The organism is Photobacterium halotolerans DSM 18316 (assembly GCF_000425165.1).
Taxonomy (GTDB): domain Bacteria; phylum Pseudomonadota; class Gammaproteobacteria; order Enterobacterales; family Vibrionaceae; genus Photobacterium; species Photobacterium halotolerans.
Window position 1 is genome coordinate 263,139 of sequence record NZ_KE384319.1, and the last position, 21,928, is coordinate 285,066.

The following is a 21,928-nucleotide window of genomic DNA, read 5'->3' on the forward strand; positions in this document are numbered from 1 at the left end:
ACTCCAGAAGATAATTGACCAGACCGGCTATCGCAAGCCAGATATAAGCAATTTTTTACCTGTGTTTCCCAATGCCTGATTACTCATACATCACAGTAAAACAAAAACAACATCGCTTGTGTTTACCACGGGTTCTGTCAGGCAGGCCGAAACACAATGGGTAGATTCCCACACATTCAAAAATCATGACCTCACAAAAGCCATGACAACTCAGTCCATACCTCACATTCGCGTTAACAAAGTATAAAAAAAATGCAACATTTCAGTTCGGCAATACAACAGAAGCGAAAAAACGCCTCGTGCCAAACCTACACCATAATTACAGTCAATCTGAAAGGAACCCAATATGACAGCCTTAGCACTGACACTTAAACAGTGGCTGTTTGACCGGAACAGCCTGATACTGCTTGCAGATATCGCCCTCTTTTTCGTCCTGCTAAATACGTTACCTGTTGAAAAGGAAGTCGCAACGGGTCTGAGTATTCTTGCTTTCGTCGCCGTACTCTGGCTGACAGAAGCGCTCCATGTCAGCATCACTGCATTGCTCGTCCCCTTACTGGCGGTCGGTTTTGGCGTCTTTAAAACCAACCAGGCGCTGGGTACTTTTGCCGATCCCATCATATTTCTGTTCCTGGGTGGTTTTGCGCTGGCTGCTGCTCTGCGCAGTCAGGAACTGGACCAAGCCATCGCTGATAAAGTACTGGCGATGGCAAGAGGAAAAATGTCCGTCGCCGTCTTCTTATTGTTCGGTGTGACCGCTGGCCTGTCTATGTGGATCAGCAATACGGCAACCGTAGCCATGATGTTACCTCTGGTGTTGGGTGTACTGGCCAAAGTAGACACCAAAAACCAGCGTAACACCTATGTCTTCGTACTATTAGGCCTTGCTTACTGTGCCAGCATCGGTGGGATCGCCACTGTTGTAGGCAGCCCGCCCAATGCCATTGCTGCTGCCGAAGCCGGGCTGAGCTTTACTGAATGGATGGCCTTCGGTTTACCTATCGCACTGGTATTGCTGCCTTTGGCTGTTGGCGTACTCTACTTCCTGCTCAAACCAAACCTGAACCACACTTTCGAGCTGAACCACAAGCCAGTCGAATGGAACAACGGGAAGAAAATCACCCTTGCTATCTTTGCATTAACCGTTGTGCTGTGGATTTTCAGTAAACCTATCAATGGCATGTTAGGCGGACTGAGCAAGTTTGACACTCTGGTCGCACTGTTTGCTATCGCTCTGCTGGGTGCATCACGCGTCGTAGAATGGAAACAAATTGAAAAAACAACCGACTGGGGTGTCTTGCTGCTGTTTGGTGGTGGTATCTGTTTGAGTAACATACTCAAAGAAACCGGTACCAGTGTTTTTCTGGCTAACAGCCTGAGCGGCTTCCTGGATCAGGCCGGCCTGCTGTTCACTGTTCTGGCTGTGGCGGCTTTCGTGGTATTTCTGACCGAGTTTGCCAGCAATACCGCCAGCGCGGCCTTGCTGGTTCCTGTTTTTGCCTCGGTGGCAGATGCCATGGGCGTATCACCCGTGATCCTTTCTGTGCTAATTGGTGTTGCTGCCTCTTGCGCCTTCATGCTCCCTGTCGCAACGCCACCCAATGCGATTGTATTCGGCTCTGGCCATATCAAACAAAGCGAGATGATGCGCGCCGGCGTTTATCTGAACATAGTGGCCATTGCTTTCCTTACCATGGTGGCCTACCTGTTCTGGTAAATGACTGCTCTGACAACCCTGATAATAATAACAACAGCAAAATCAAACACTTAATTCCCGGTGGCCAATTGGCCACCTTTTTTATTAATCTGGGTTAAACCTGTGTTATTAACCTTATGTTCTTAAACTAGCAATCAGCCGGATACCGTATCCCGATAATCTCTCTGGCAACCGTTATTATGGTGTGTACAATACGGCTGCGATCCAAACCCGAGTGATAATAATCTTTACCCTCGATCAAACGCGCAAACTCTGCGGCTTCATACTGCATGGTATTTTTCGCCTGAAACCGTGACAGCGTCACATCAGGTTCATCTCTGCGATGAATTACAATGTTGCGGCACTCTGCTATGGTATCAATCACTAATGTCCCCAGCTCCCCTTGCAACTCACAGGGTATCTTGCTGTCACTCACCTTAGAGTGAGTGACAACCGCATCGAAATCACCGTAATGCAAAACCAGCGTACCATGACCATCCACCCCGGAATCCAGCAACGCACCTTGAGCCGTGAAGCTTTTAGGCTCACCGAACAATGCGATGGCCACACTCAATGGGTAGATACCAATATCCATTAATGACCCGTTAGCGAACTCAGGATTAAAAGTATTCGGATTTTCCCCGTTGAGATATTTATCGTACCGGGATGAATACTGACAAAAACTGAAGTGGGCTTTGCGTAACCGTCCGATTTTACTCAGGCTGTTTCGCAGCACGGCAAAGTTAGGGTTGTATGTGGTTTTCAGCGCCTCGAACAACACCACATTCTTCGTCTGAGCCAGTTCAATTAAAGCCTCAACCTCCTGAATGTTGGATGCCATTGGCTTCTCAACCATCACATGCTTTCCGGCACGGATAAAGATTTCAGCCTGCGAGGCGTGAAAAGCATTGGGACTGGCAATATACACAGCATCTATGTCATCACTGTTTGCCATGGTTTCAAGGTCATCAAAACAATGCTTAATCTGGTGTTTTCGCGCAAAGTGTTCAGCACTGTCCATTGTTCTGGAATAAACAGCAACTGGGTTGATTTTCCCTGTTTGCTGGGCTGCCTCTATAAAACTGTCAGTGATCCAATTTGTACCGACTGTTGCCACTCTTAACATTTCACCAAACCCTTACCGATAATTTTATTAATTTCATTATCCACACAGGGAAGTTCGGGTAAACGCCAAGGGTTTGATGATGAGCACAAATCCCTGCTTCGATAGCTTGGAGTCCGTTAGAGCTTGAAGTAAGATAACAGGCTGACTCAATGGATTTTCACCGATGTTCCTGCATTTTCCCGCAGAGAAAGCAACCGAATTCATATTTTTGCAATATTTATTTGCCGAAAAGTATAACCAGAACAGAGAATCGCTATGTACCACGCCGAAATCACGGGTTGGGGCAAGTGCCTGCCGCCAGCTATTCTGACCAATGATGAACTCAGCCAGTTTGTCGAAACCAATGATGAATGGATCCAGTCCCGTACCGGGATTCAGGAGCGCCGCATCAGCCATGTTGATACCTCGAAGCTGGCAGAAGTCGCCGGTGCCCGTGCGCTGGCAGCCGCCGGATTAACAGCCAATGATCTGGACTTAATCATCATCGCTTCCTGTTCACCTGACACACTGATGCCGAACATTGCGTCCAAAGTCGCGCTGGATCTCGGTGCCAAACGTGCCGCCGCGTTCGATCTGAACGCTGCTTGTACCGGTTTCATTTACAGCCTGGAAACCGCCACCCGCCTGATTCAGGCCGGTAATTACCGTCATGCGCTGGTTATTGGTGCAGAGCGTTTATCCTGGCTGATCGACTGGAGCAAACGCGACACCGCCGTGTTGTTCGGCGATGGTGCGGGCGCTGTGATCATCAGCCGCACCGAAGAAAAACTGGGCCTGCAGGAAGCGCAGCTTGGCTGTGATGCTGAAGGCCGTGATGTGCTGGCTATCCCTGACTTCGGCACGTCTATGGATCGCTTCAATCCGGATCCGGGTCATTTTACCTTTAACTTCGTTGGCCGTGAAATTTTCCGCCGCGCGGTACGGGGCATGGGTTCCGCGGCCAGCACTGTGCTGGAACGTGCTCAGTTAAGCAAAGAAGAGATTGATGTGGTCATCCCCCATCAGGCTAACAAGCGCATTATTGAAGCCCTGTGCGATCACACAGGTATTCCGCTGGAAAAAGCTTTCGTTAACATTCATCGCTACGGCAATACCTCTGCCGCGACTGTGCCCATCGCATTGTGTGAAGCGGTTGAAGAAGGATTCATCAAGCCAGGAAATACCATCTTGTCGGCAGCATTTGGTGCCGGCCTGACCTGGGGCGCCTGCCTGATTAAATGGGGACAACGGGTAACGCCAGTTGCGCAATCGGATGCCGGGCTGCCGCCTTGTGAGAAAACCGCACGCGAGATTATGCAAAACGCGATTGATCACTGTACCGGCGTGAAATAATCACAGCCTGTCAACTGCAACAATCACCACCGCCATGGCGGTGGTTTCGGAGTAACAATAAAAAAGCCACTTAATGAATAAGTGGCTTTTTAGTCTCAATGGGCAAATGCTAACGCTTGGAAAATACTCGCGCCTTGATCATACTAGCGCCTCGATGATTGACGCTTACCTCTGCCGTGATGCACTTTGAGCTGCTTTTTCATACGGCGTTTATCGGCTGAGCGGCCTTTAGGCGCGTGTTCAGGAGGTGCAATGGTCGGATTAGGTTCATAACCTGCCAGCCATTCTTGGGGTAAGCGCGTATCCAGCAGATCTTCAATCGCCTTTAAGGCCCATTCTTCGTCCAGGCTCATCAGCGACACCGCCAAACCTTCACTGCCGGCACGGCCGGTACGTCCGATGCGATGAACATAATCTTCCGCTTTAAAGGGCATATCGAAGTTCACGACATACGAGAGTTGTTCTATATCCAGCCCTCTGGCTGCGACGTCAGTTGCAATCAAGGCCCGCACTTTTCCTGATTTAAAATCATCTAATGCGCGCTGTCTTGCCCCCTGACTTTTATCACCATTAATGGACGCAGCTTTAATGCCATCCAGCTGTAATTCGTTCACCAAAGCATCCGATCCCTGTTTGGTTTTGGTAAACACCAGCACCTGTTGCCAGTTACGTGAGCCAATCAGATAAGCCAGCAATTCGGCTTTACGGTGTTTATCAACCGGGTAGACAATCTGCTGCACGGTTTCTGCTGTGGTATTGGCAGGGGTGACTTCGATGACAGAAGGATCCTGCATCATTTTGTACGCCAGATTCTTGACCGCTTTCGAGAAGGTTGCAGAAAACAGCAAGGTTTGCCGCGGCGCTTTCATTCGCCTTAAAATGCGCTGGATTTCATCCTGAAAACCCATATCCAGCATGCGATCGGCTTCATCCAGCACCAGATATTCAACCTGGCTGAGATCGATATTACCGACATGCGCGTGATCCAATAAACGTCCCGGAGTGGCAACGACTATCTCGGGGCGATCTCTGAGGGCTTTGGTCTGCATATTCATGCTGGTACCGCCATACACAGCCACAGATGTGAGAGGCAGGACAGCACAGAAGGCGTCCATATTGTCCTGTACCTGCTGCGCCAGCTCTCTGGTCGGCGTCAGAATCAAGGCTCTGACTGGCGCGCCCTTACCCTGTTGCTGATTCTTAGCGGTTTGACTGAGCATCCGATCCAGCATCGGCAATCCGTAAGCAGCGGTTTTTCCGGTTCCTGTCTGTGCTGCAGCCAGCACATCCTTTCCCGCCAGCACGGCCGGGATCGCCAGTTGCTGTACCGGAGTCGGTTCTGTAAAGCCTTGCGTATTGATCGCTGAGAGAATATCGGCCTGTAGCCCTAACTTGGAAAACGCCATACCGCTGCCTTGATTACGAAAAAGCAGGGATTCTATCCCCTGTTGCGGTGAGTTACCAATAAAAAAGCACCCTTGCGGGTGCCTTCAGCATAATTAAGGGGATGGTTCAGACGGTTTCGATATTCAGGAAAGCCGCGCCACGGACGCCGCCCGCATCGCCATGTTTGGCTTTGATGATTTTAGGCACACGTGCCACAGACAGCAGGTGCTTAGGCAAACGCTTGGGCAACTCATCATACAAGAGTTCGAAATTGGACAAACCGCCGCCCAGCACGACAACATGCGGATCCAGGCCTGTCAGCAAATTACCCAGGCAAATGGCCAGCAGCTCAACAAAACGCTCAACATGCTCAACGGCTTTCGCTTCACCTTGGTTGTAGTGTTTGATTATCTCAACGGCCGGGACTTTCTCACCAAAATAATGCGCATAAAGTTGTTCAAAGCCGCGCCCGGACAGATAGTTATCAATGCATCCTTTGTTGTCACAGCCGCATTGGAACAAAGGCGCTTTTTCACCCAGGTGAAACCAGGCATCAATGGGCAGACGCGTATGGCCCAGTTCACCGGCGACATGGTTTTTACCGGAAAACACTTTTCCGTTAAACACTAAACCACCGCCAAAACCCGTGCCCAGAATCAGCCCCAGCACAGACGGTTCATCACGCAATGCTTCATCCCATGCTTCAGACAAAGCGAAACAGTTTGCATCGTTATCAATACTGACAGTACGGCCAAGACGGCTTTCAAGATCCCGACGCAGGTGGCGGCCTTTTGCAGCAGGGATATTGGATGTCAGCACTGTGCCATTTTCGGCATCTTCCATACCGGGGATACCGATACCAATTTTCCCTTTACAGTCAAAACGTTCATCCGCTTTACGGATCAGTTCCACCAGCGTATCAATTAACGCCTCATAATCATCACCCGGCGTAGGTACTCGTTCAGTGGCCACACGCTCAAGTTGTTCGTTGAAAGCACCAAATTCAATTTTAGTGCCTCCTACATCGAAGCCGTAATACATCGTTGTCTCCATTATTTTGCGCTGCAAAAATTATCCATTTATCCGAATATACAGACTGTGACACAAACCATATTTAGCGGTGTATCAATCAGCGCAAGCGCACATTTATATTAAGTAAGCAATGCAAAGCTGAAAAAGCACGGTTACGCAGAAGCTTCGGAGAGTGCGGCCTGCTTTAGGCGCGCCAAGGCCGAATCTTCAGGCAAAGCCCGGTTTAATTTCCCGGCCATATAGTTTTCTCTGAACACATCAAACCAGAGATCCAGCATTCGGGCATTTTCCTGCTCACCGAAACCGGCCACGATCCGGGCCGCAACTTCTGCCGTGCCCAACTGATTGTCCTTGGCCGCTTCCCTGACCTGATAACGTGAACGTGACTCAGGCGTAATTGACAGCATAGGAAAGTCGTTCAGATACGGGCTTTTACGAAACATTTTTTTCGCTTCAGACCAACTTCCGTCAAGCAAAATAAACAATGGTCGTTTTCCCGGCGCAGGCACAACCGCACTGGCAACACGCTCTGGCGTTCCGTACTCTGCCGGAAAAATCACATAAGGTTGCCATTGGGGATCGTTCAGCACTGCAAGCATGGCGGGATCAGGCTCAGTGCGAGACCAGATAAACGCAAAGGTATCGGTAAAAAGATCAGCAATCAGCCGGCCGGTGTTACTGGGCTTGAGGACTTCATCGTCATACATAATCAGCATGAAGGCGGCGTCAGACTCAATCTGTGGTTTATGGCTGCAGATACAAAGGTGTGCTCTGAGCATGCAAAACTGACAACGCTCAACTTTCCCACCCCGGGCCAGAAATGGCCGTGTTGAACGGGCAAGACGCATTTCATACAGGTTATGAACAGCGTGAATTCGCATAGAATGACTACCAGGGAAAGAAAAAACGCCAGCATTCTACTGGCGTTAATAACCCGGTGACAAGTCCATGCCTGCGGTTTCTAAACAGCAGGGTCCAGAATTTTATAGCGCGTCAGCATCTGGCTCTGCTCACGTGCAATGTCAGACACCGTTCTGGCTTCCTCTACCAGCGTCGATAATTGCTGATTGTTAAGGCTGGCCTGGCTGGCGACTTCCTCAACACTTCGCCCTACTTCCATAGAAGCATTTTCCTGCTGCTGTGTGGCAGCAGAAATCGTGATCACTTTATCGGTAATTCTGGCAATGGCGCCTTGTATGCTCTGAATCGCCGATTCAACCTCACCACTCAGGTTTATGGATGCCGTCATCTCGCTGCGACTTTCCTGCATTGCATGGTTTGCCTGCTCAGCGGCCTGATGCAGCTCGGTGATAGTCCGGCGGATAGACTCGGTTTGCTGGTTGGTCTCACTGGCCAGTTTTCTGACTTCATCAGCGACCACGGCAAAGCCGCGGCCCTGCTCACCTGCCCTTGCTGCTTCTATCGCGGCATTCAGGGCAAGGAGATTGGTATTGTTAGCAATCGAGCTGATAAGCTCCACGACTTCTGTAATTTTGCTGACATGCTCATCAAGCGATGTCATACAGGCCTCGTTTCGCGCAAACTGAGCATCCAGAGACTGCAAACGTTCAGTGCTGCGTGCAATGATCCCGGCCCCTTCCTTAGCCAGCATATTGGCCGCTTCGGCTTCAGCTTCTGACTCAGTGGTGCTTTGCGCGATTTCTTTGATTGAAGCTTCCAGTTCGGTGATGGCAGCAGCAATAGTGCTCAATTGTTCACTCTGCTGACTGAGTGCTTGGCGAGACTGCGCTGAAGCAGCCTGGCTACGCTCAGCCGCCTGAGTTAAGGTCTGGCCGTTATCACTGAGTTGCGCCATGGCGTGGCTGTTGGTCCGATTCGACTGATTCAGCAAACTGGCCAGCTCAGCAAACTCTTTCGGTGCATTCTCATCTGCTATGACTGTCAGATCACCCATGCTGTTTGCCTTGATCACATCGTCCAAACGCTGCAGGGAAAGACGAACCGTTTTGCTGACCCAGGCACCGGCTAATATCGCCAACAACAAACCGGCGACACTCAGCGCAATAAACATCATTTTGGCATTGTCGCTGGCGGCCAAAACACCCTGTTCGCTGTCATGGATCATGCGCTGTGAACCGGTCTCCATATCTCCCAGTTTGAGCATGATTTTTTGCACCTGCACTTTTGCCTGATCGGCTTTTTCAGCCTGCGTCTGCATCAGGCGAAGCGTCTCAACCTTAAGCGCGACCATCCCCTGCTCGCTAAACAGCCCTTTCACCATATCAAACGGCACAGATAAACTTGAGTATTCCGCCAGTTCAGGATTGAGTCGATTCAACTCTTTCCACGCATATAACATGCCTGACAAATTAGTCCTATTCAGGTCTTTAGCGTACGCTTCGGCTTTTTTCAGATCACTTTCAAACAACAAGGCCACCATGTTGTTGCCCATTTCCTGGGAGTGATTGATGAAGTTGGTGACATGGCCCATAGCCGCAGCATCGCCAGCATACAAACCTATGCTGATCCTGCTCATTTCAGATCGCACAGAGGAAACCGCATAGTTCATGGTGGCTTTGTCAGATTCCAGCTTGGCCTGATTGGTCAGAATGTGCTGCTGTGTTTGTTGAATGGACGAGACCAGCTGATTAAATATGGTGAGATCGCTTTCAAACGCACTGACATCATTTTCAAGCCAGCTAATACCATGTTCAGTTGCCAGTTGTTGCAATTCTGCCACGGCATCTTCTACATGCTGTTCATTACTTTTCAACGTGCTCAGCGCCGTTTCCAGGGTTTTTATTGTCCGGCTATTTATCACCTCTGTCAGACTCTGGGCAGAAGCCAGTGATCCTTCTACCATTTCGGCATTCAGCGTTGCGACGGGTAAGGCCTGCTGGCTCAGCGAGGCGAATTGAGTAGAAACACGGTTAAGCCCTTGATTACCAAAAAATGATAGTAACCCACCAATAACCACAAGAAGCAGAAAGACTGACTGTATCAAAACCACAACTGACAGCCTTGTCCGTTGAGTGCGTTTTTTTGTCATAGTGAACCTTTGTCAATGTCACAATTTCTGCCCCGTTAGCACCACTAACCACAGGTTAAAGGGCAATAATTGTGATCCTATTCTCATTAATTTCGCCGTTAACATACGGCTCAAATATGACAATAAAATGTCAAAGGTAAAAAATATGTAATGATAGCTTACAGTTAGCCAAATTTCAGGCACGAAAAAAGCAGCCTTAGCTGCTTGTATTGTGTACTCGGGACATTGTGTTCAGGCGTGTGAAGTTTGCTGACTGATCACACTGTCAAACAGGTTTTTGACCAGGCTGATGTAATCTTCCAGGAAAGTAATTTGCTCAATTCCCGGGTTTTTCTGCCATAAGCCGCCTAACATTTCCGCCATATCATCCAATACAGCATCGGCCTCCTGCATCAGCTTGAATCGAAATTCCGGTTCAAGATCCGGATTCTGACCAAACACCGCCATCAGGTTTGTAGCAATCAGATCCGTGACAACATTTTCTACGGTTTCTTCACTTGCATCAGTACCACTTACGGCAAACACACTCAGGTGTTCCGTAAAGTACTCAATCAGCGCGTGATAACCATCAGATTCAACAACCATATCATTTGCTTATTCCATTCAACACTACACCAAATGATAGAGTGTCCAATTTGTTTTTCAAGCACTCTGCCACCAACTGTGCTCAGGTTAACTATTTTATTTATCAATAAGAGGTGACTAATTTAGCCGGTTGCTTACATGCCTTATGCGGGCATGCCTCATGACTGAAACCCAGATGACGTTAAGCAGGCTTTTAAGTTACAATCCTGTCACTAAAATCTGAACTATAGAGATAGTGATACTCATGAAATTTGTTCGATGGTTCCTTGGCCAGATTATTCTGCTGCTGAATGCCGTATTTTCTCCCAAATCAATGAAACGCTCTGCCCTTGAGCAAAGTGAAATCAATGTGGCTGCTGAAAAGCTGAGACTGTACCAATTTGATGCCTGCCCATTTTGTGTCAAAGTCCGCCGCAGTGCCAAACGACTGGCACTTCCACTCAAGACTATTGATGCGAAAGAGCCGGTATTTGAACAGGAACTGGTCAGCGGCGGCGGGAAACGAAAAGTACCTTGCCTGCGTATTGAAAAGGAAGATGGGCACGTTGAATGGATGTATGAATCTTCTGACATTATTCAATATCTCGAAAAACGTTTTGCCTGATCGTCATCCAGACTAAGTAACCCGACCAGAGTCGGGTTACTTCATTGCGACAGTTTTTTGACAGCCATCTGATACTTCCCCTGCCCGAATTCAGTATTATTTCTTATACGACGCGACCTTAGCCATTTGCTAAACTCAATTTGCGACCCTTATCAGTGAGGAGCTCTCATGCGATTACATCGTACTGCCTGCTTAGTTTTTGCCTCTATGCTAGGCGCTGCTGTCACAGGTTCTGCGCTGGCAGATCAGGAAGAAAAAGCAGCCACAGAAGCATCCAGTCAGGCTGAAAGCGATGACAGCAAAACAAACAGCGAAGATAATTCTATTCAGGTCGGCGACGTGCTGACGGTTAAACTGGATGCACTGTTACCTACGCAGCCCGTCCTTGCGTTTGACAGGGTGTTTGCCAGCCTGGGACGATACGAAGCACGTCCGGCCCAAATGTTTGATGATCTTTGCCTGACCAACGGTGGTCAGGGTGTGAAAACATGGGATGACAAATCTCAGCCAACCGACCTGGAAAGCTATTCTTGCAAAGAGCCTCTCGGCAGCAACCAGGATGCCCTGCCTACCGTGCTGCTTGCACCGGATGGTAAAACACTTTACCTGCTCTCTGGCCATCATATTCTGACGACATTCTGGGATATGCCTAACGGTGGAACCAGTGTTCCAGTGGTGGTTAAAGTCACACAAAGCCTGGCTGGCGATGATATTGATGAAATCTGGAGTGCGATGAAAGAAGCAGGACAGATCTGGCTGTTCGATATCCGTGGCGAAAAAATCAAGCCCTCTGAATTACCTGAATATCTGGGTATGAAACAGTTAAAGCATGACAGGTATCTGTCTCTGGTCTTTTTCTTACGCAACATTGCGTATAGCGATCCCGATACAGGTAAAACAACGGCTAACCCCTTGATCCGACCTATGTCTGTCCCTTATATGCAATATCACTGGGCCCAGTATCTGCGTAAAAAAATGAAGGTGTCGAATTACGACCTTAATGATCCCGATGAGTACACAGCGGCACTAAAAGAAGCAGCAAATCTTATTGTGGCGGCAGCAGACGATGAAAACATTGCCTCATCAGGCAAAACAGCGAAAGAGCTCGGTCAGTTTGATGAAGTCAATACAAAAGCACTGGACTCATTAGTCACCCGGCCAACCTCAAGCTGGAGCTATGCATTAGCTTATCGCCAGCGAGTGAAAGAAGAGTCGACCCCCAAACGCATTCTTGAAGCACAAAAAGCAGAAAAAGAAAGCGCAAAAAAAGAGGATAAGCCTGAAACCGGGCAAACAGAAAACTGACAACAGTTTTATACAATCAGGGCGAGATTCACCTCGCCCCATTGCCTTGCAAAAAATGCTGCTGACAGGAAAGAAATTGATGACAGTCAGCGACTTACCTCAAGATAGTATGGCGTCGTTGCTGCTATGAACCGAAAACCATGCTTCTCCACTATAGGCCGGCTCATAGCGGATGCATCAATAGTGAGGTAGCGAATTCCGCGTTGTTTGGCGTCATTAATCCTCTGGTGCAGTAACGCGGTGTAATAGCCTTTGTTCCGGTATTCGGACAATGTGCTTCCCCCCCAAATGCCGGCAAACGGGCTGCCGGTGCTGTATAAAACCCAAGCCGACGAAACGGGAATATGGTTATCATAGATAACATAAACAGTGACATCCTCCGGGGACACCTGCTTAATCTGGTGTAAATGAAAAGCATGACTTGTATGATCTGTGCCCCACACTTTTTCCTGCACAGACATGGCTTCACGAATACCATCAAGATCATAAACTTCTGTTATGTCGGCAGTCACAGGCAAAGTACGTTGAATCCTGTCCAGTTCCAGCACCATAAAGGACTCAGAATCTTCCCGGGTAAAGCCTTGTTCAATAAGATGTTGGCCTATATTAGCGGGAGTGTCAGTGGAATAGGTTTTCCACTCAAAGGATTTCTTCTGTTCTGAAAAGAAGTGAATTTCATTTTTGATTGCCGAGATTGCCTGCTCTTCATCCAAATGGAAATACGTGATGTAGCTGCCCTGGGATTCGGGTGATACGCATCTGACAACCGATCCATTCACTTGTTTGTCATAGCCAGGTACTGTCTGGCCAATACGTTCAAACTGATTGTATAAGGCCATGATGTCCTTTTTATCCATGTAGCTTCCTTGATGTGCTGACCGAATGCAGACGACTTGTGATTAGTGTGTCGCCCTACTGGTTAGTAATGTAGTAAAGCGCCTGAGCGTCACTGTGATAGTCATGAATGCTCTGGCAGTGGCTGACTTTATTCCCGACGATCACCAGATTAACACCCAGCTCCTGACACGCACGAACGTCCCACACGGCATCACCGAAATAGGTCAGTTGTAAATCCGTATCGCCCGCTCTCTCCCGGGCGAGTTCCATAATACGCGCACGGGAATAATGATCGTCTGATGACGCCATACAGACATCGTCAATGTTAAAGCCTGCAGATATCAGCTTCATTCTTGCCGTTTCCCGCCAGCCACCGGTTGCCAGAGACACAATAAAACGCTCATCGGCCAGTAAACGATGAAAGAAGGCTTTGGCGCCACTGACCTCTAATGCTGGGCGACGGCGCAAACGCTCCCTGATATTCTGAATAAAAATCGCTTTTACTCGCCTCTCAAGATCAGCAAGTTCTTCATCCGGCGCCTGAATTTCAATAAAAGTGCGAAGGATCCCTCTGTCGGTAGCATGCGGATAATCACTCCATTTTTGATACAGATCCAAGCCAGTTACCGACTTCACCGCCTCTACGAAACAATTTTCATCAAACTGACTGGACTGAATTAATGTATCGTCCACATCAAACATTACATGATACATACGGCTAGTGTGTTCCTTGAGGTACTATCCGGTTTCAAAACACTCACGAGTCAGTACCGAACCCTTCCAGCCATGCTTCAGCCTGATCACGCTGATCGCGGTTAAAGGATTTGATATCCAGACCAGGAATCAAGAAACCTTCCGCTTCGCTGACTTTTTTGACCCAGTTTGTATCTGATAACACTGCTGCACGATCAAATTTACGGATAAACCTCATCATTGACGGCAAGCGTGACAATTCAACTCCCATCGCCCCCAAGGAAGGCAGATGGTATTCCACTATGTCAAACAGCATTTTTCCATTCTGAATATCTGCTGATTTATCAAGCAGTTCATCCAACGCCAATCTCATTTCCTCTGAATCCAGCTTACCGCTCATTTCAATATCGAGCCTGTCACTACCCACTTTTTCAACAGTAAACATATCCGCCTCCAACGTGCCAGTGTGCAACGTCTACCTGTAAGTATTGCTCAAAAAAGCCCTTACACGAGTAATCAGTGGCATCAGTGCTAAAAGAGCATTCTTAACGGCCGCTTTGACTCCATTGACTGGCAAGCAGACCATAAATCGCAGAATCTGACATTCTGCCGTCAACAATCCACCTTTCAGGCAAATACCCTTCCTGTGAGAAACCCAGTCTCGTCAGTACCTTTGCTGAGCCAGTGTTATCCGGGTCAATTTCTGCCTCTATCCTGTTGAGTTGCATTTCCTGAAAAGCAAACTGAATCAGGGCAAAGCCGACTTCATGGACAATGCCTCTGCCCCAGTGGGCTTTGGCAATACCAAAACCCAGTTCAGCTCTGCGCGAATATTGATCAATATTAAAAAGCATGCACTTGCCTAACAATTGCTGTCCGGGTTGCTCATAAATCCCCAACACCAGCTTTTCCGGCTCATCCAGTGACGGTTTCGATGCCTGTATATAATCATTCGCCTCTTCGATGGTTTGCCACGGGCTGCTATCCCAATATCTCATCACGTCCGGATCTGAGAAAATATCAAACAAAGCCCCGGCATCACTCAGGGTCAGTGGGCGTAGTACGCATCTTTGGGTGATCAGTTCCAGCACGGCTTATTCCTTATTCTTCATAACCAACTCATCAGCACGAATTTATTCACTCAAATGCAGATGAAACAAGTTGTTTAATAAAAATAAGAGTCTGAGCGCATGATTTTTATCATTGCCCCGCCCGGCAGAGCGTTCAGGCACCCAGAGTCAACCTGGCACAACGAGCAAAAATCAAAATCAGACAGTGGAAGGAAAAAGACTGGCAGGCCCCAATCAGCATAACAGGAGCCTGTGCGGCGTCGCCTATCGGCAGGCTTTTGCGAGGAAAACATCCAGTTTATTGGCAAATTGCTGTCTGTCAGCCTGGCTGATAGGTGCAGGACCACCGGTTTGAATACCGCTGCTGCGCATGGTCTCCATAAAATCCCGCATTTGCAGGCGCTGTTTGATCGTATCTTTGCTGTACATTTCACCGCGTGGATTGAGCGCGTGGCCCCCTTTGGTAATGACCTCGTCAGCAAGCGGGATATCGGCCGTAATCACCAAATCACCCGGCTCAAGCTGCTGAACGATATGATTATCCGCGACATCAAAACCAGCCATCACCTGCACCGCTCGGATATGCGGTGACGGCGGAACACGGATGGCATGGTTCGCAACCAATGTCGTGCAGACACCGACCCGGTGAGCGGCACGAAAAATGATTTCTTTGATCACATTCGGGCAAGCATCAGCATCAACCCAGATATTCATATTGGTTTCCTTAATTCCGATTCAGGGCGCATTGGCCATTCGGTTTCCTATTTTGCATAAAAAAAGCCGCCCGGAAAGGCGGCTGTCTTTAAAAGTACGGGATTAGCACTCAATGCCCTGCTTGTGCAGGTACTCATCATAAGTCCCGTGGAAGTCATTAACACCGTCTTTGGTGATTTCAATAATACGGGTAGCCACCGAGGAGACAAACTGACGGTCGTGAGAGACAAACATCAGGGTCCCTTTGTAGTTTTCCAGCGCCAGGTTCAGAGACTCAATCGACTCCATATCCATGTGGTTAGTTGGTTCATCCATTAACAGGATGTTTGGCTTTTGCATGATCAGTTTACCGAACAGCATACGGCCTTGCTCACCACCGGAAATCACACGAACTGATTTCTTAATGTCATTTTGCGAGAACAGCATACGACCCAGAATGCCGCGAACAACCTGCTCGTCATCGCCTTCATTCTTCCACTGGCCCATCCAGTCCAGCAGATTCATATCGGTGTCGAAATCAGCTGAGTGATCCTGTGCGTAGAAGCCGATATTGGCATTTTCAGACCACTTGATCATACCGCTCATCGGCGTCATAGCGCCCGCCAGGGTATTGAGGAAGGTTGACTTACCGATACCATTTTCACCGATGATTGCAATGCGCTCACCGACTTCTACCATCAGGTTAACGCCATTGATCAGGATGTTTTCACCATAACCCTGTTTCAGCCCTTCCACTTCCAGTGCGTTACGGAACAGCTCTTTTTCCTGTTCGAAGCGGATGAACGGGTTTTGACGGCTGGAAGCTTTCACTTCATCAAGCTGAATCTTATCGATCTGCTTCTGGCGAGAGGTGGCTTGTTTCGCTTTCGAGGCGTTAGCAGAGAAACGGCTGACGAACGTATTCAACTCAGCAATTTGCGCTTTCTTCTTCGCATTGTCGGCCAGCAGACGTTCACGGGCTTGAGTCGCCGCCACCATGTATTCATCATAATTACCCGGGAACAGGCGCAATTCGCCATAGTCCAGATCCGCCATATGGGTACAAACGGTGTTCAGGAAGTGACGGTCGTGCGAAATGATGATCATAGTGCAGTTACGCTGCATCAGAACCTGCTCTAACCAGCGGATAGTATTGATATCCAGGTTGTTCGTTGGTTCGTCCAGCAGCATGATTTCAGGATCAGCAAACAGTACCTGAGCCAAAAGTACCCGTACTTTCAGGCCAGGTGCCACTTCGCTCATCAGGCTGAAATGCAGGTGCTCAGGAATACCCAGACCCAGCAGCAATTCACCCGCGCGGGCTTCCGCAGAATAACCGTCCATTTCAGCAAAATCGGTTTCCAGATCGGCAACACGCATGCCGTCTTCTTCAGACATTTCCGGCAGCGAGTAGATACGGTCGCGTTCTGCTTTGATTTCCCACAATTCTTTGTGGCCCATAATCACGGTGTCAACCACAGTGAACGCTTCAAAAGCAAACTGATCCTGACCTAACTTCGCCATACGCTCGTTAGGATCTTTACTGACCACACCAGCAGAAGGCTCCAGTTCCCCACTCAGGATTTTCATGAACGTCGACTTACCGCAGCCGTTAGCGCCGATCAGGCCGTAACGGTTTCCTTCGCCGAATTTAACGGAGATGTTTTCAAACAGAGGCTTATCGCCAAACTGCATGGTGATGTTCGCTGTTGTGATCAAAATAGGTTCCTACAACAATAATCAGACATGAAAAAAGCTGCCTGATAGCATTGGCAGCTTTTCATCGGAAATTGGCGAGCATATTAACAGATGACGTGAGTTTTATCACGCTTTGTCTGTTCACTGAACAGAGGCGTCCGACACTTCACAGAGACGGCAACAATGGCGCTCTGCCTTAGCGCTACCTATGGCAAAGCACTTTACTGACTAAAATATCACCAGATACTGAGAAAAAACGTACCAGCACGCTGATGGCAGCAATTTCTGCAGGGCTTGACACCATTTTGGCGACCTCATCCGATTTTTTTTGTAAAAATACCAACTTTATCGAAGATGTGTTCCCTGACAGCCATTTTTTCTTGTTTTATTACAATCATCCTAATATTTCTCAAAAAATAAGTTATCTCTTACCTCACACTTATTCCAGCATATCACTCTGACCAAACGACAAAGATCACAAGTTACAAAAGATCTAGATCACAAATACAAGTGATTAATTTTACTAGGATAATAACCTGCACGCCGTTACAATCCCTGCCCATAAAAACGATAACAGCTCACAGGATAAATGCCTGTTTTTCTTCCCAATATGTGAAAGGTCCTAAGTAAAGATGAGTCCGGAAAATTACCTCCTAGACTGGCAAACAAGTCAAACTAATGCTGAATCCATCTCACCAATTCTTGGCCAGCTATATCGACAAAAAGGCGTCGAAGTGCTGTTGTTCGGTCGTCAGGTAGTCAATGCCTCTGTTATCGACCTGATTAAAGCCCACCGTGTTGGTCGCCGTTATACCGGCTCTGATATTTCCCCTTCCCTGACCCTGCCATTGGTCGAAAAGCTGAACGACATGGACCTGTCGCCTTGCCGTATCGATATCGGTCAGCTGGCACATGCGTACTGGAAAGATCACAATGACGAAAGCCATCTGGATGATTTCCTGGCAACGGCACTGGCTGACTCTCTGAGCAGCACACAAACGCTGCAATCGCGTGATGTTGTCCTTTATGGTTTCGGACGGATTGGCCGCCTGCTGGCTCGTCTGCTGATTGAAAAAAGCGGCCCGGGTTACCCGCTGCGCCTGAAAGCGATTGTAGTTCGCGGTGGTAAACATGGCGACCTGGAAAAGCGCGCCAGCCTGCTGCGTCGTGACTCTGTACACGGCCAGTTTAACGGCAGCATTACTGTTGATGAAGAGCGTAAAGCCATCATTGTTAACGGTAACTACATCCAGGTTATTTATGCGAACAGCCCGGCGGATGTGGATTACACTACTTACGGTATCAGCAATGCGCTTGTGGTCGACAACACAGGTATCTGGCGTGACGCTGACGGCCTGAGCCAGCACCTGAAGTGCCCGGGTGCAGCGAAAGTGCTGCTGACCGCACCGGGTAAAGGTGAAATCAAGAACATCGTATTCGGTGTGAATGAAAAAGACATTCTGAGCGAAGATACCATTATCTCGGCGGCAAGCTGCACCACCAACGCCATTACGCCAGTGCTGAAAGCCGTCCATGATAAGTACGGTGTACTGAACGGACACATTGAAACCGTTCACTCTTACACTAACGATCAGAACCTGATCGACAACTTCCATTCAGGCGAACGTCGTGGACGTTCAGCATCACTGAACATGGTACTGACGTCTACCGGTGCGGCGAAAGCAGTAGCAAAAGCACTGCCTGCACTGGCCGGTAAACTGACAGGTAACGCGATTCGTGTCCCTACCCCGAATGTGTCCATGGCGGTGGCTAACCTGAATCTCGATACTGATGTCTCTGCGGAAGAGCTGAACATCTACCTGAGAAACGTCGCCTTGAATTCGGCTCTGTCTGGCCAGATCGATTACACCCAATCGACTGAGATTGTATCCAGCGACATCGTGGGCTCTCGCCATGCGGGTGTTGTCGATGGTGCGGCGACTATCGCACAAGACAAACGCTGCGTGCTGTATATCTGGTATGACAACGAATTTGGCTACAGCTGCCAGGTCGTTCACTGTATGGAACAGATGATGGGCGTTCGCTATCAGACCTTCCCTGCACTGAAATAAGCCCTACACAATAATAACAATATTCTCTTGCTGAACTTTAGCCGCCTGGTAATAACTCACACAGGCGGCATTTTTATTTCCGTCAAACAAAATGAGAAGAGTCAGTAACAGTTATTCAGCAAAACCAACAGCGACTTTTTCAATATCCGCTTCGCCGCTCACGCCAGCAAAGTCAGAAAGATTATCAGCAATGCTTGTATTGCTGCTTTGGCAGTAACACTCTGTTATTTTTATGCATTATCCGACTGTGCAATTGCGCACAGCGACTCCACGCCAACCGTGTATTCGACCATCTAAAAATATCAGTGATTATTCAGATAACCGTAATGCCACTTTTCTGAACAAGGATGTATAGACTTTGCCCGTCCAGTCAGTAGTAACGCACTTCAATCTGGTTGAGCTATGGGGATAAAAAAACCGCCCGGGATGTCGGGCGGTTTAAAGGCAGGATAAATGTATATTTAACGAATCAGAACTTCACTTGGTAGTTCAGTGTATACGTCCGGCCACGGCCACGGTAGTCATATGCAGCCGCATCGTAGTGTGCAGAATACAGGATTTGCGCGCGTTGTCCCCAAAGAGTCGTATAGTCTTCATCAAACAGGTTATTAATACCAAAGCCTAAGCTGCCGACAGGTAATTGATAGGTACCAATCAGATCAAACAGCGTATAGCCATCAATCTTGTTATTCTCAGGCTGTTTCGCATTCTTCGTTTCATCTTCATAATCAAACAGAGTTTGAGAATGAAGTTTCACAGCTAAATCAGCGTCATACCAGCCAATCCATGCGTCGGCTTTAGAAATACTGGCTTCACCGGCAGAAACATCTTTCCATTGACCGTCATCTTCCAGCTCTGAGACAACGTAATGACCTGAAGTGCCGACCTGAATATTGTCTGTCGCCCAATAAGATACTAAAGCTTCAGCGCCGTAAACACGTTTCTTATCATCAACGCTTTCAATCAACAGTGTATTTTTATTGTAGCTTACTGATTTATCAGACTGAGAATAATAAGCGGCAGTCTGAACACTGACATCAGCTAGCTCAGTACGGAAACCAAGCTCATAGCTGTTGGTTTTTATGCCTGACATTTTAGAATCATTGACATTGATGCTGTCGCTCAATGCGTAATGTCCGTTGGCATCCGCTGCAGAATATGTGCCTTGACCATAGTATTTCGCAGGATCTGCCAGATCGAAACCTTGTGAGAAGTTTGCCCATACCTGAGTTTCCGGAGAGAACTTGTAGATAGTACCTAAGTTAAACAGGCCGATGTTGTAGTCCGTCGAACCACCTGGTACAGCGTCAGCTGAAGTTCCATTTCCTGCGGCAATCTTCTTTTGAACACTATAAGCGACAAAATCATCAATTTCGTTATCGATATATTGGAAACGATAACCACCCTGAACAGACCATTGATCTGTAATGTCATAACCTGCCTGGATAAAGGCTGCAATGGAACTAACATCTACGCCAGGGTATCGACCCACTTTCGCATAGGTCTCGTTAACCAGATTACCTGAATTATTTGCAACAGTTGGATCAAACAATGCCTGGTTGCTGTCGAAAGAATCAATATAACCATCCAGACCATAAACCAGATTCAGATTACCAAACTGTTTGGCCAATGCCAGCTGTAAAGACAGTACATCAGTTTTTTGCTGAGAAGCACTTTGATAATAAGGTGTATAAGTCTGATCTTCAGTTCGGTAAGACAGTTCAGCAATAAGCTGGTGGCTCAAAAAATCGCTGTTGCTGTAAGCAGCATTTAATAGAATACGTTCGGTACCATGCTGGCGATCCGATTCAAAACCTTTACGAACATCAACAAATTGACTGTTCACAATGTACAGTCCATACGGTGAATCTTGCTGGCTATCATAGTACTGCGCCAGCAAATCCAGTGACTGTGTATCAGTCAGAGTAATGGTTGAGTGAATCTGAGTATCAATCGTTTCGTTATACTGCAAAGAGCCTTGAGATATGTCAGGCGTTACTATGTCGCCGTTTGCATCATAGAAACCTTGTGTCTTGGTATACACAGCGGCGGCACGCGTTTTTACACGCTCAGTACCACCTGAAATAGACTGAGCTAACTTATAATCCAGGTCATCACTGGAATTAAAACCAGAAGTTGAGCTGACATAGCTTTCAAACTGCAGCGCTTCGCTTTCTGCTTTTTTAGTGATGATGTTAATCACACCACCGGTTGCGCCTGCACCATAAATAGAGGTTGCACCCGACAGCACTTCTATACGTTCAATGTTGAACGGGTCGATGGAATCCAGGTGACGGCTGATTGGGCGAGAAGATTGTAATGACACACCGTCAATCATCACTAACATCGCACGGCCGCGTAGATTTTGACCGTAGTTGGTACGGGCACCACTGCTGACATCCAGAGACGGAATGGAAGTTGCCAGAATCTCACCCAGCGTCTTGCCGCCACGGTATTCTTGCTCGATTTGCGCATTGTCGATGTACCAGACTGTGCCTGGAATATCACTGATCGCTTTCGGTGTGCGGCTGGACACCACCACCATTTTTTCTTCCGTTGTCTTATATTCTTGAGCGAAAGCTGCGCTGGATACGAAAGTAGTGGCAGCCACTGCAGCTGCCACTGTCGTCAATTGAAACATCCCTTTTTTCACGGCCATGATTACCACTTTCTGTTTTAAGTTAACTATCAATATGGAGTTTGATAATCATACTCATTTGCCACTTTATTTCTATATCTGAGAGCAAAAAAGTTCAATTTTTATGTATTTTTTTGGCCTTATATTTCAT

Annotated in this window: 18 protein-coding genes; 5 read left to right on the forward strand and 13 right to left on the reverse strand. The window is 48.0% G+C overall.

Annotation, left to right across the window (positions count from 1 at the left end):
• Positions 1-346: 346 nt before the first annotated feature.
• Positions 347-1,717, forward strand: a complete 1,371-nt coding sequence (locus H511_RS0110535; RefSeq protein WP_027252254.1) for an SLC13 family permease — start codon at positions 347-349, stop codon at positions 1,715-1,717.
• Positions 1,718-1,844: 127 nt separating this feature from the next.
• On the opposite strand, the gene H511_RS0110540 is transcribed toward H511_RS0110535, so the two are convergent.
• Positions 1,845-2,822 carry a Gfo/Idh/MocA family protein gene (locus H511_RS0110540; protein ID WP_027252255.1) on the reverse strand — a complete coding sequence of 326 codons (978 nt, stop codon included), beginning with the start codon at positions 2,820-2,822 and terminating at the stop codon, positions 1,845-1,847.
• Between the two features lie 249 nt (positions 2,823-3,071).
• Between H511_RS0110540 and H511_RS0110545 the strand changes: the two genes are divergently transcribed.
• Positions 3,072-4,154 (forward strand): ketoacyl-ACP synthase III, encoded by a 1,083-nt coding sequence (locus H511_RS0110545; RefSeq protein ID WP_211225207.1) that lies wholly within the window; start codon positions 3,072-3,074, stop codon positions 4,152-4,154.
• A 143-nt stretch (positions 4,155-4,297) separates the two neighbouring features.
• Here H511_RS0110545 and H511_RS0110550 read toward each other — a convergent pair whose 3' ends face one another.
• The 5 genes from H511_RS0110550 to H511_RS0110570 all read right to left on the reverse strand — a co-directional run bounded on the left by H511_RS0110550 (position 4,298) and on the right by H511_RS0110570 (position 10,167).
• Positions 4,298-5,560 (reverse strand): DEAD/DEAH box helicase, encoded by a 1,263-nt coding sequence (locus H511_RS0110550; protein WP_027252257.1) that lies wholly within the window; start codon positions 5,558-5,560, stop codon positions 4,298-4,300.
• A gap of 106 nt (positions 5,561-5,666) precedes the next feature.
• The gene (gene nagK / locus H511_RS0110555; protein WP_027252258.1) at positions 5,667-6,581 is read right to left on the reverse strand and encodes an N-acetylglucosamine kinase; all 915 of its coding nucleotides are present in this window, start codon (positions 6,579-6,581) and stop codon (positions 5,667-5,669) included.
• A gap of 143 nt (positions 6,582-6,724) precedes the next feature.
• Positions 6,725-7,453, reverse strand: coding sequence for a tRNA-uridine aminocarboxypropyltransferase (locus H511_RS0110560; protein WP_027252259.1), 729 nt, complete (start codon positions 7,451-7,453; stop codon positions 6,725-6,727).
• 80 nt (positions 7,454-7,533) lie between these two features.
• Complete coding sequence (locus tag H511_RS0110565; RefSeq protein ID WP_027252260.1) at positions 7,534-9,582, reverse strand: methyl-accepting chemotaxis protein; 2,049 nt, start codon at positions 9,580-9,582, stop codon at positions 7,534-7,536.
• A gap of 231 nt (positions 9,583-9,813) precedes the next feature.
• Positions 9,814-10,167 (reverse strand): DUF3802 family protein, encoded by a 354-nt coding sequence (locus H511_RS0110570; protein ID WP_027252261.1) that lies wholly within the window; start codon positions 10,165-10,167, stop codon positions 9,814-9,816.
• Between the two features lie 244 nt (positions 10,168-10,411).
• On the opposite strand from H511_RS0110570, the gene H511_RS0110575 reads away from it, so the two are divergent.
• Positions 10,412-10,771 (forward strand): glutathione S-transferase N-terminal domain-containing protein, encoded by a 360-nt coding sequence (locus tag H511_RS0110575; RefSeq protein ID WP_027252262.1) that lies wholly within the window; start codon positions 10,412-10,414, stop codon positions 10,769-10,771.
• Positions 10,772-10,939: 168 nt separating this feature from the next.
• The gene (locus H511_RS23145) at positions 10,940-12,076 is read left to right on the forward strand and encodes a ParB/Srx family N-terminal domain-containing protein (protein WP_051288067.1); all 1,137 of its coding nucleotides are present in this window, start codon (positions 10,940-10,942) and stop codon (positions 12,074-12,076) included.
• 86 nt (positions 12,077-12,162) lie between these two features.
• On the opposite strand, the gene H511_RS0110585 is transcribed toward H511_RS23145, so the two are convergent.
• The 6 genes from H511_RS0110585 to H511_RS0110610 form a co-directional block, all read right to left on the reverse strand.
• Positions 12,163-12,933, reverse strand: a complete 771-nt coding sequence (locus H511_RS0110585; protein WP_027252263.1) for a GNAT family N-acetyltransferase — start codon at positions 12,931-12,933, stop codon at positions 12,163-12,165.
• A 55-nt stretch (positions 12,934-12,988) separates the two neighbouring features.
• Positions 12,989-13,627, reverse strand: a complete 639-nt coding sequence (locus H511_RS0110590; RefSeq protein ID WP_027252264.1) for an HAD family hydrolase — start codon at positions 13,625-13,627, stop codon at positions 12,989-12,991.
• Between the two features lie 43 nt (positions 13,628-13,670).
• On the reverse strand, positions 13,671-14,051 hold the full coding sequence (locus H511_RS0110595; RefSeq protein WP_027252265.1) for a SpoIIAA family protein: 381 nt from the start codon (positions 14,049-14,051) through the stop codon (positions 13,671-13,673).
• A gap of 100 nt (positions 14,052-14,151) precedes the next feature.
• On the reverse strand, positions 14,152-14,697 hold the full coding sequence (locus H511_RS0110600) for a GNAT family N-acetyltransferase (protein ID WP_027252266.1): 546 nt from the start codon (positions 14,695-14,697) through the stop codon (positions 14,152-14,154).
• 243 nt (positions 14,698-14,940) lie between these two features.
• A complete protein-coding gene (locus tag H511_RS0110605; RefSeq protein ID WP_027252267.1) occupies positions 14,941-15,390 on the reverse strand; it encodes a YaiI/YqxD family protein in 450 nt (149 codons plus the stop codon).
• Between the two features lie 102 nt (positions 15,391-15,492).
• On the reverse strand, positions 15,493-17,088 hold the full coding sequence (locus tag H511_RS0110610) for an ABC-F family ATPase (RefSeq protein WP_027252268.1): 1,596 nt from the start codon (positions 17,086-17,088) through the stop codon (positions 15,493-15,495).
• 611 nt (positions 17,089-17,699) lie between these two features.
• Between H511_RS0110610 and H511_RS0110620 the strand changes: the two genes are divergently transcribed.
• Positions 17,700-19,139, forward strand: coding sequence for a glyceraldehyde-3-phosphate dehydrogenase (locus H511_RS0110620; RefSeq protein WP_027252269.1), 1,440 nt, complete (start codon positions 17,700-17,702; stop codon positions 19,137-19,139).
• Between the two features lie 469 nt (positions 19,140-19,608).
• Here H511_RS0110620 and H511_RS0110625 read toward each other — a convergent pair whose 3' ends face one another.
• Positions 19,609-21,798, reverse strand: a complete 2,190-nt coding sequence (locus tag H511_RS0110625) for a TonB-dependent receptor (protein WP_027252270.1) — start codon at positions 21,796-21,798, stop codon at positions 19,609-19,611.
• Positions 21,799-21,928 lie beyond the last annotated feature (130 nt).

What these genes read in the sequence shown, in the direction of transcription:
- H511_RS0110535 (WP_027252254.1), top strand. Translation starts at nt 347, where the DNA reads ATGACAGCCTTAGCACTGACACTTAAACAGTGGCTGTTTGACCGGAAC.
- H511_RS0110540 (WP_027252255.1), bottom strand. Translation starts at nt 2,822, where the DNA reads ATGTTAAGAGTGGCAACAGTCGGTACAAATTGGATCACTGACAGTTTT.
- H511_RS0110550 (WP_027252257.1), bottom strand. Translation starts at nt 5,560, where the DNA reads ATGGCGTTTTCCAAGTTAGGGCTACAGGCCGATATTCTCTCAGCGATC.
- nagK (WP_027252258.1), bottom strand. Translation starts at nt 6,581, where the DNA reads ATGTATTACGGCTTCGATGTAGGAGGCACTAAAATTGAATTTGGTGCT.
- H511_RS0110560 (WP_027252259.1), bottom strand. Translation starts at nt 7,453, where the DNA reads ATGCGAATTCACGCTGTTCATAACCTGTATGAAATGCGTCTTGCCCGT.
- H511_RS0110565 (WP_027252260.1), bottom strand. Translation starts at nt 9,582, where the DNA reads ATGACAAAAAAACGCACTCAACGGACAAGGCTGTCAGTTGTGGTTTTG.
- H511_RS0110570 (WP_027252261.1), bottom strand. Translation starts at nt 10,167, where the DNA reads ATGGTTGTTGAATCTGATGGTTATCACGCGCTGATTGAGTACTTTACG.
- H511_RS0110575 (WP_027252262.1), top strand. Translation starts at nt 10,412, where the DNA reads ATGAAATTTGTTCGATGGTTCCTTGGCCAGATTATTCTGCTGCTGAAT.
- H511_RS23145 (WP_051288067.1), top strand. Translation starts at nt 10,940, where the DNA reads ATGCGATTACATCGTACTGCCTGCTTAGTTTTTGCCTCTATGCTAGGC.
- H511_RS0110585 (WP_027252263.1), bottom strand. Translation starts at nt 12,933, where the DNA reads ATGGATAAAAAGGACATCATGGCCTTATACAATCAGTTTGAACGTATT.
- H511_RS0110590 (WP_027252264.1), bottom strand. Translation starts at nt 13,627, where the DNA reads ATGTATCATGTAATGTTTGATGTGGACGATACATTAATTCAGTCCAGT.
- H511_RS0110595 (WP_027252265.1), bottom strand. Translation starts at nt 14,051, where the DNA reads ATGTTTACTGTTGAAAAAGTGGGTAGTGACAGGCTCGATATTGAAATG.
- H511_RS0110605 (WP_027252267.1), bottom strand. Translation starts at nt 15,390, where the DNA reads ATGAATATCTGGGTTGATGCTGATGCTTGCCCGAATGTGATCAAAGAA.
- H511_RS0110620 (WP_027252269.1), top strand. Translation starts at nt 17,700, where the DNA reads ATGAGTCCGGAAAATTACCTCCTAGACTGGCAAACAAGTCAAACTAAT.
- H511_RS0110625 (WP_027252270.1), bottom strand. Translation starts at nt 21,798, where the DNA reads ATGGCCGTGAAAAAAGGGATGTTTCAATTGACGACAGTGGCAGCTGCA.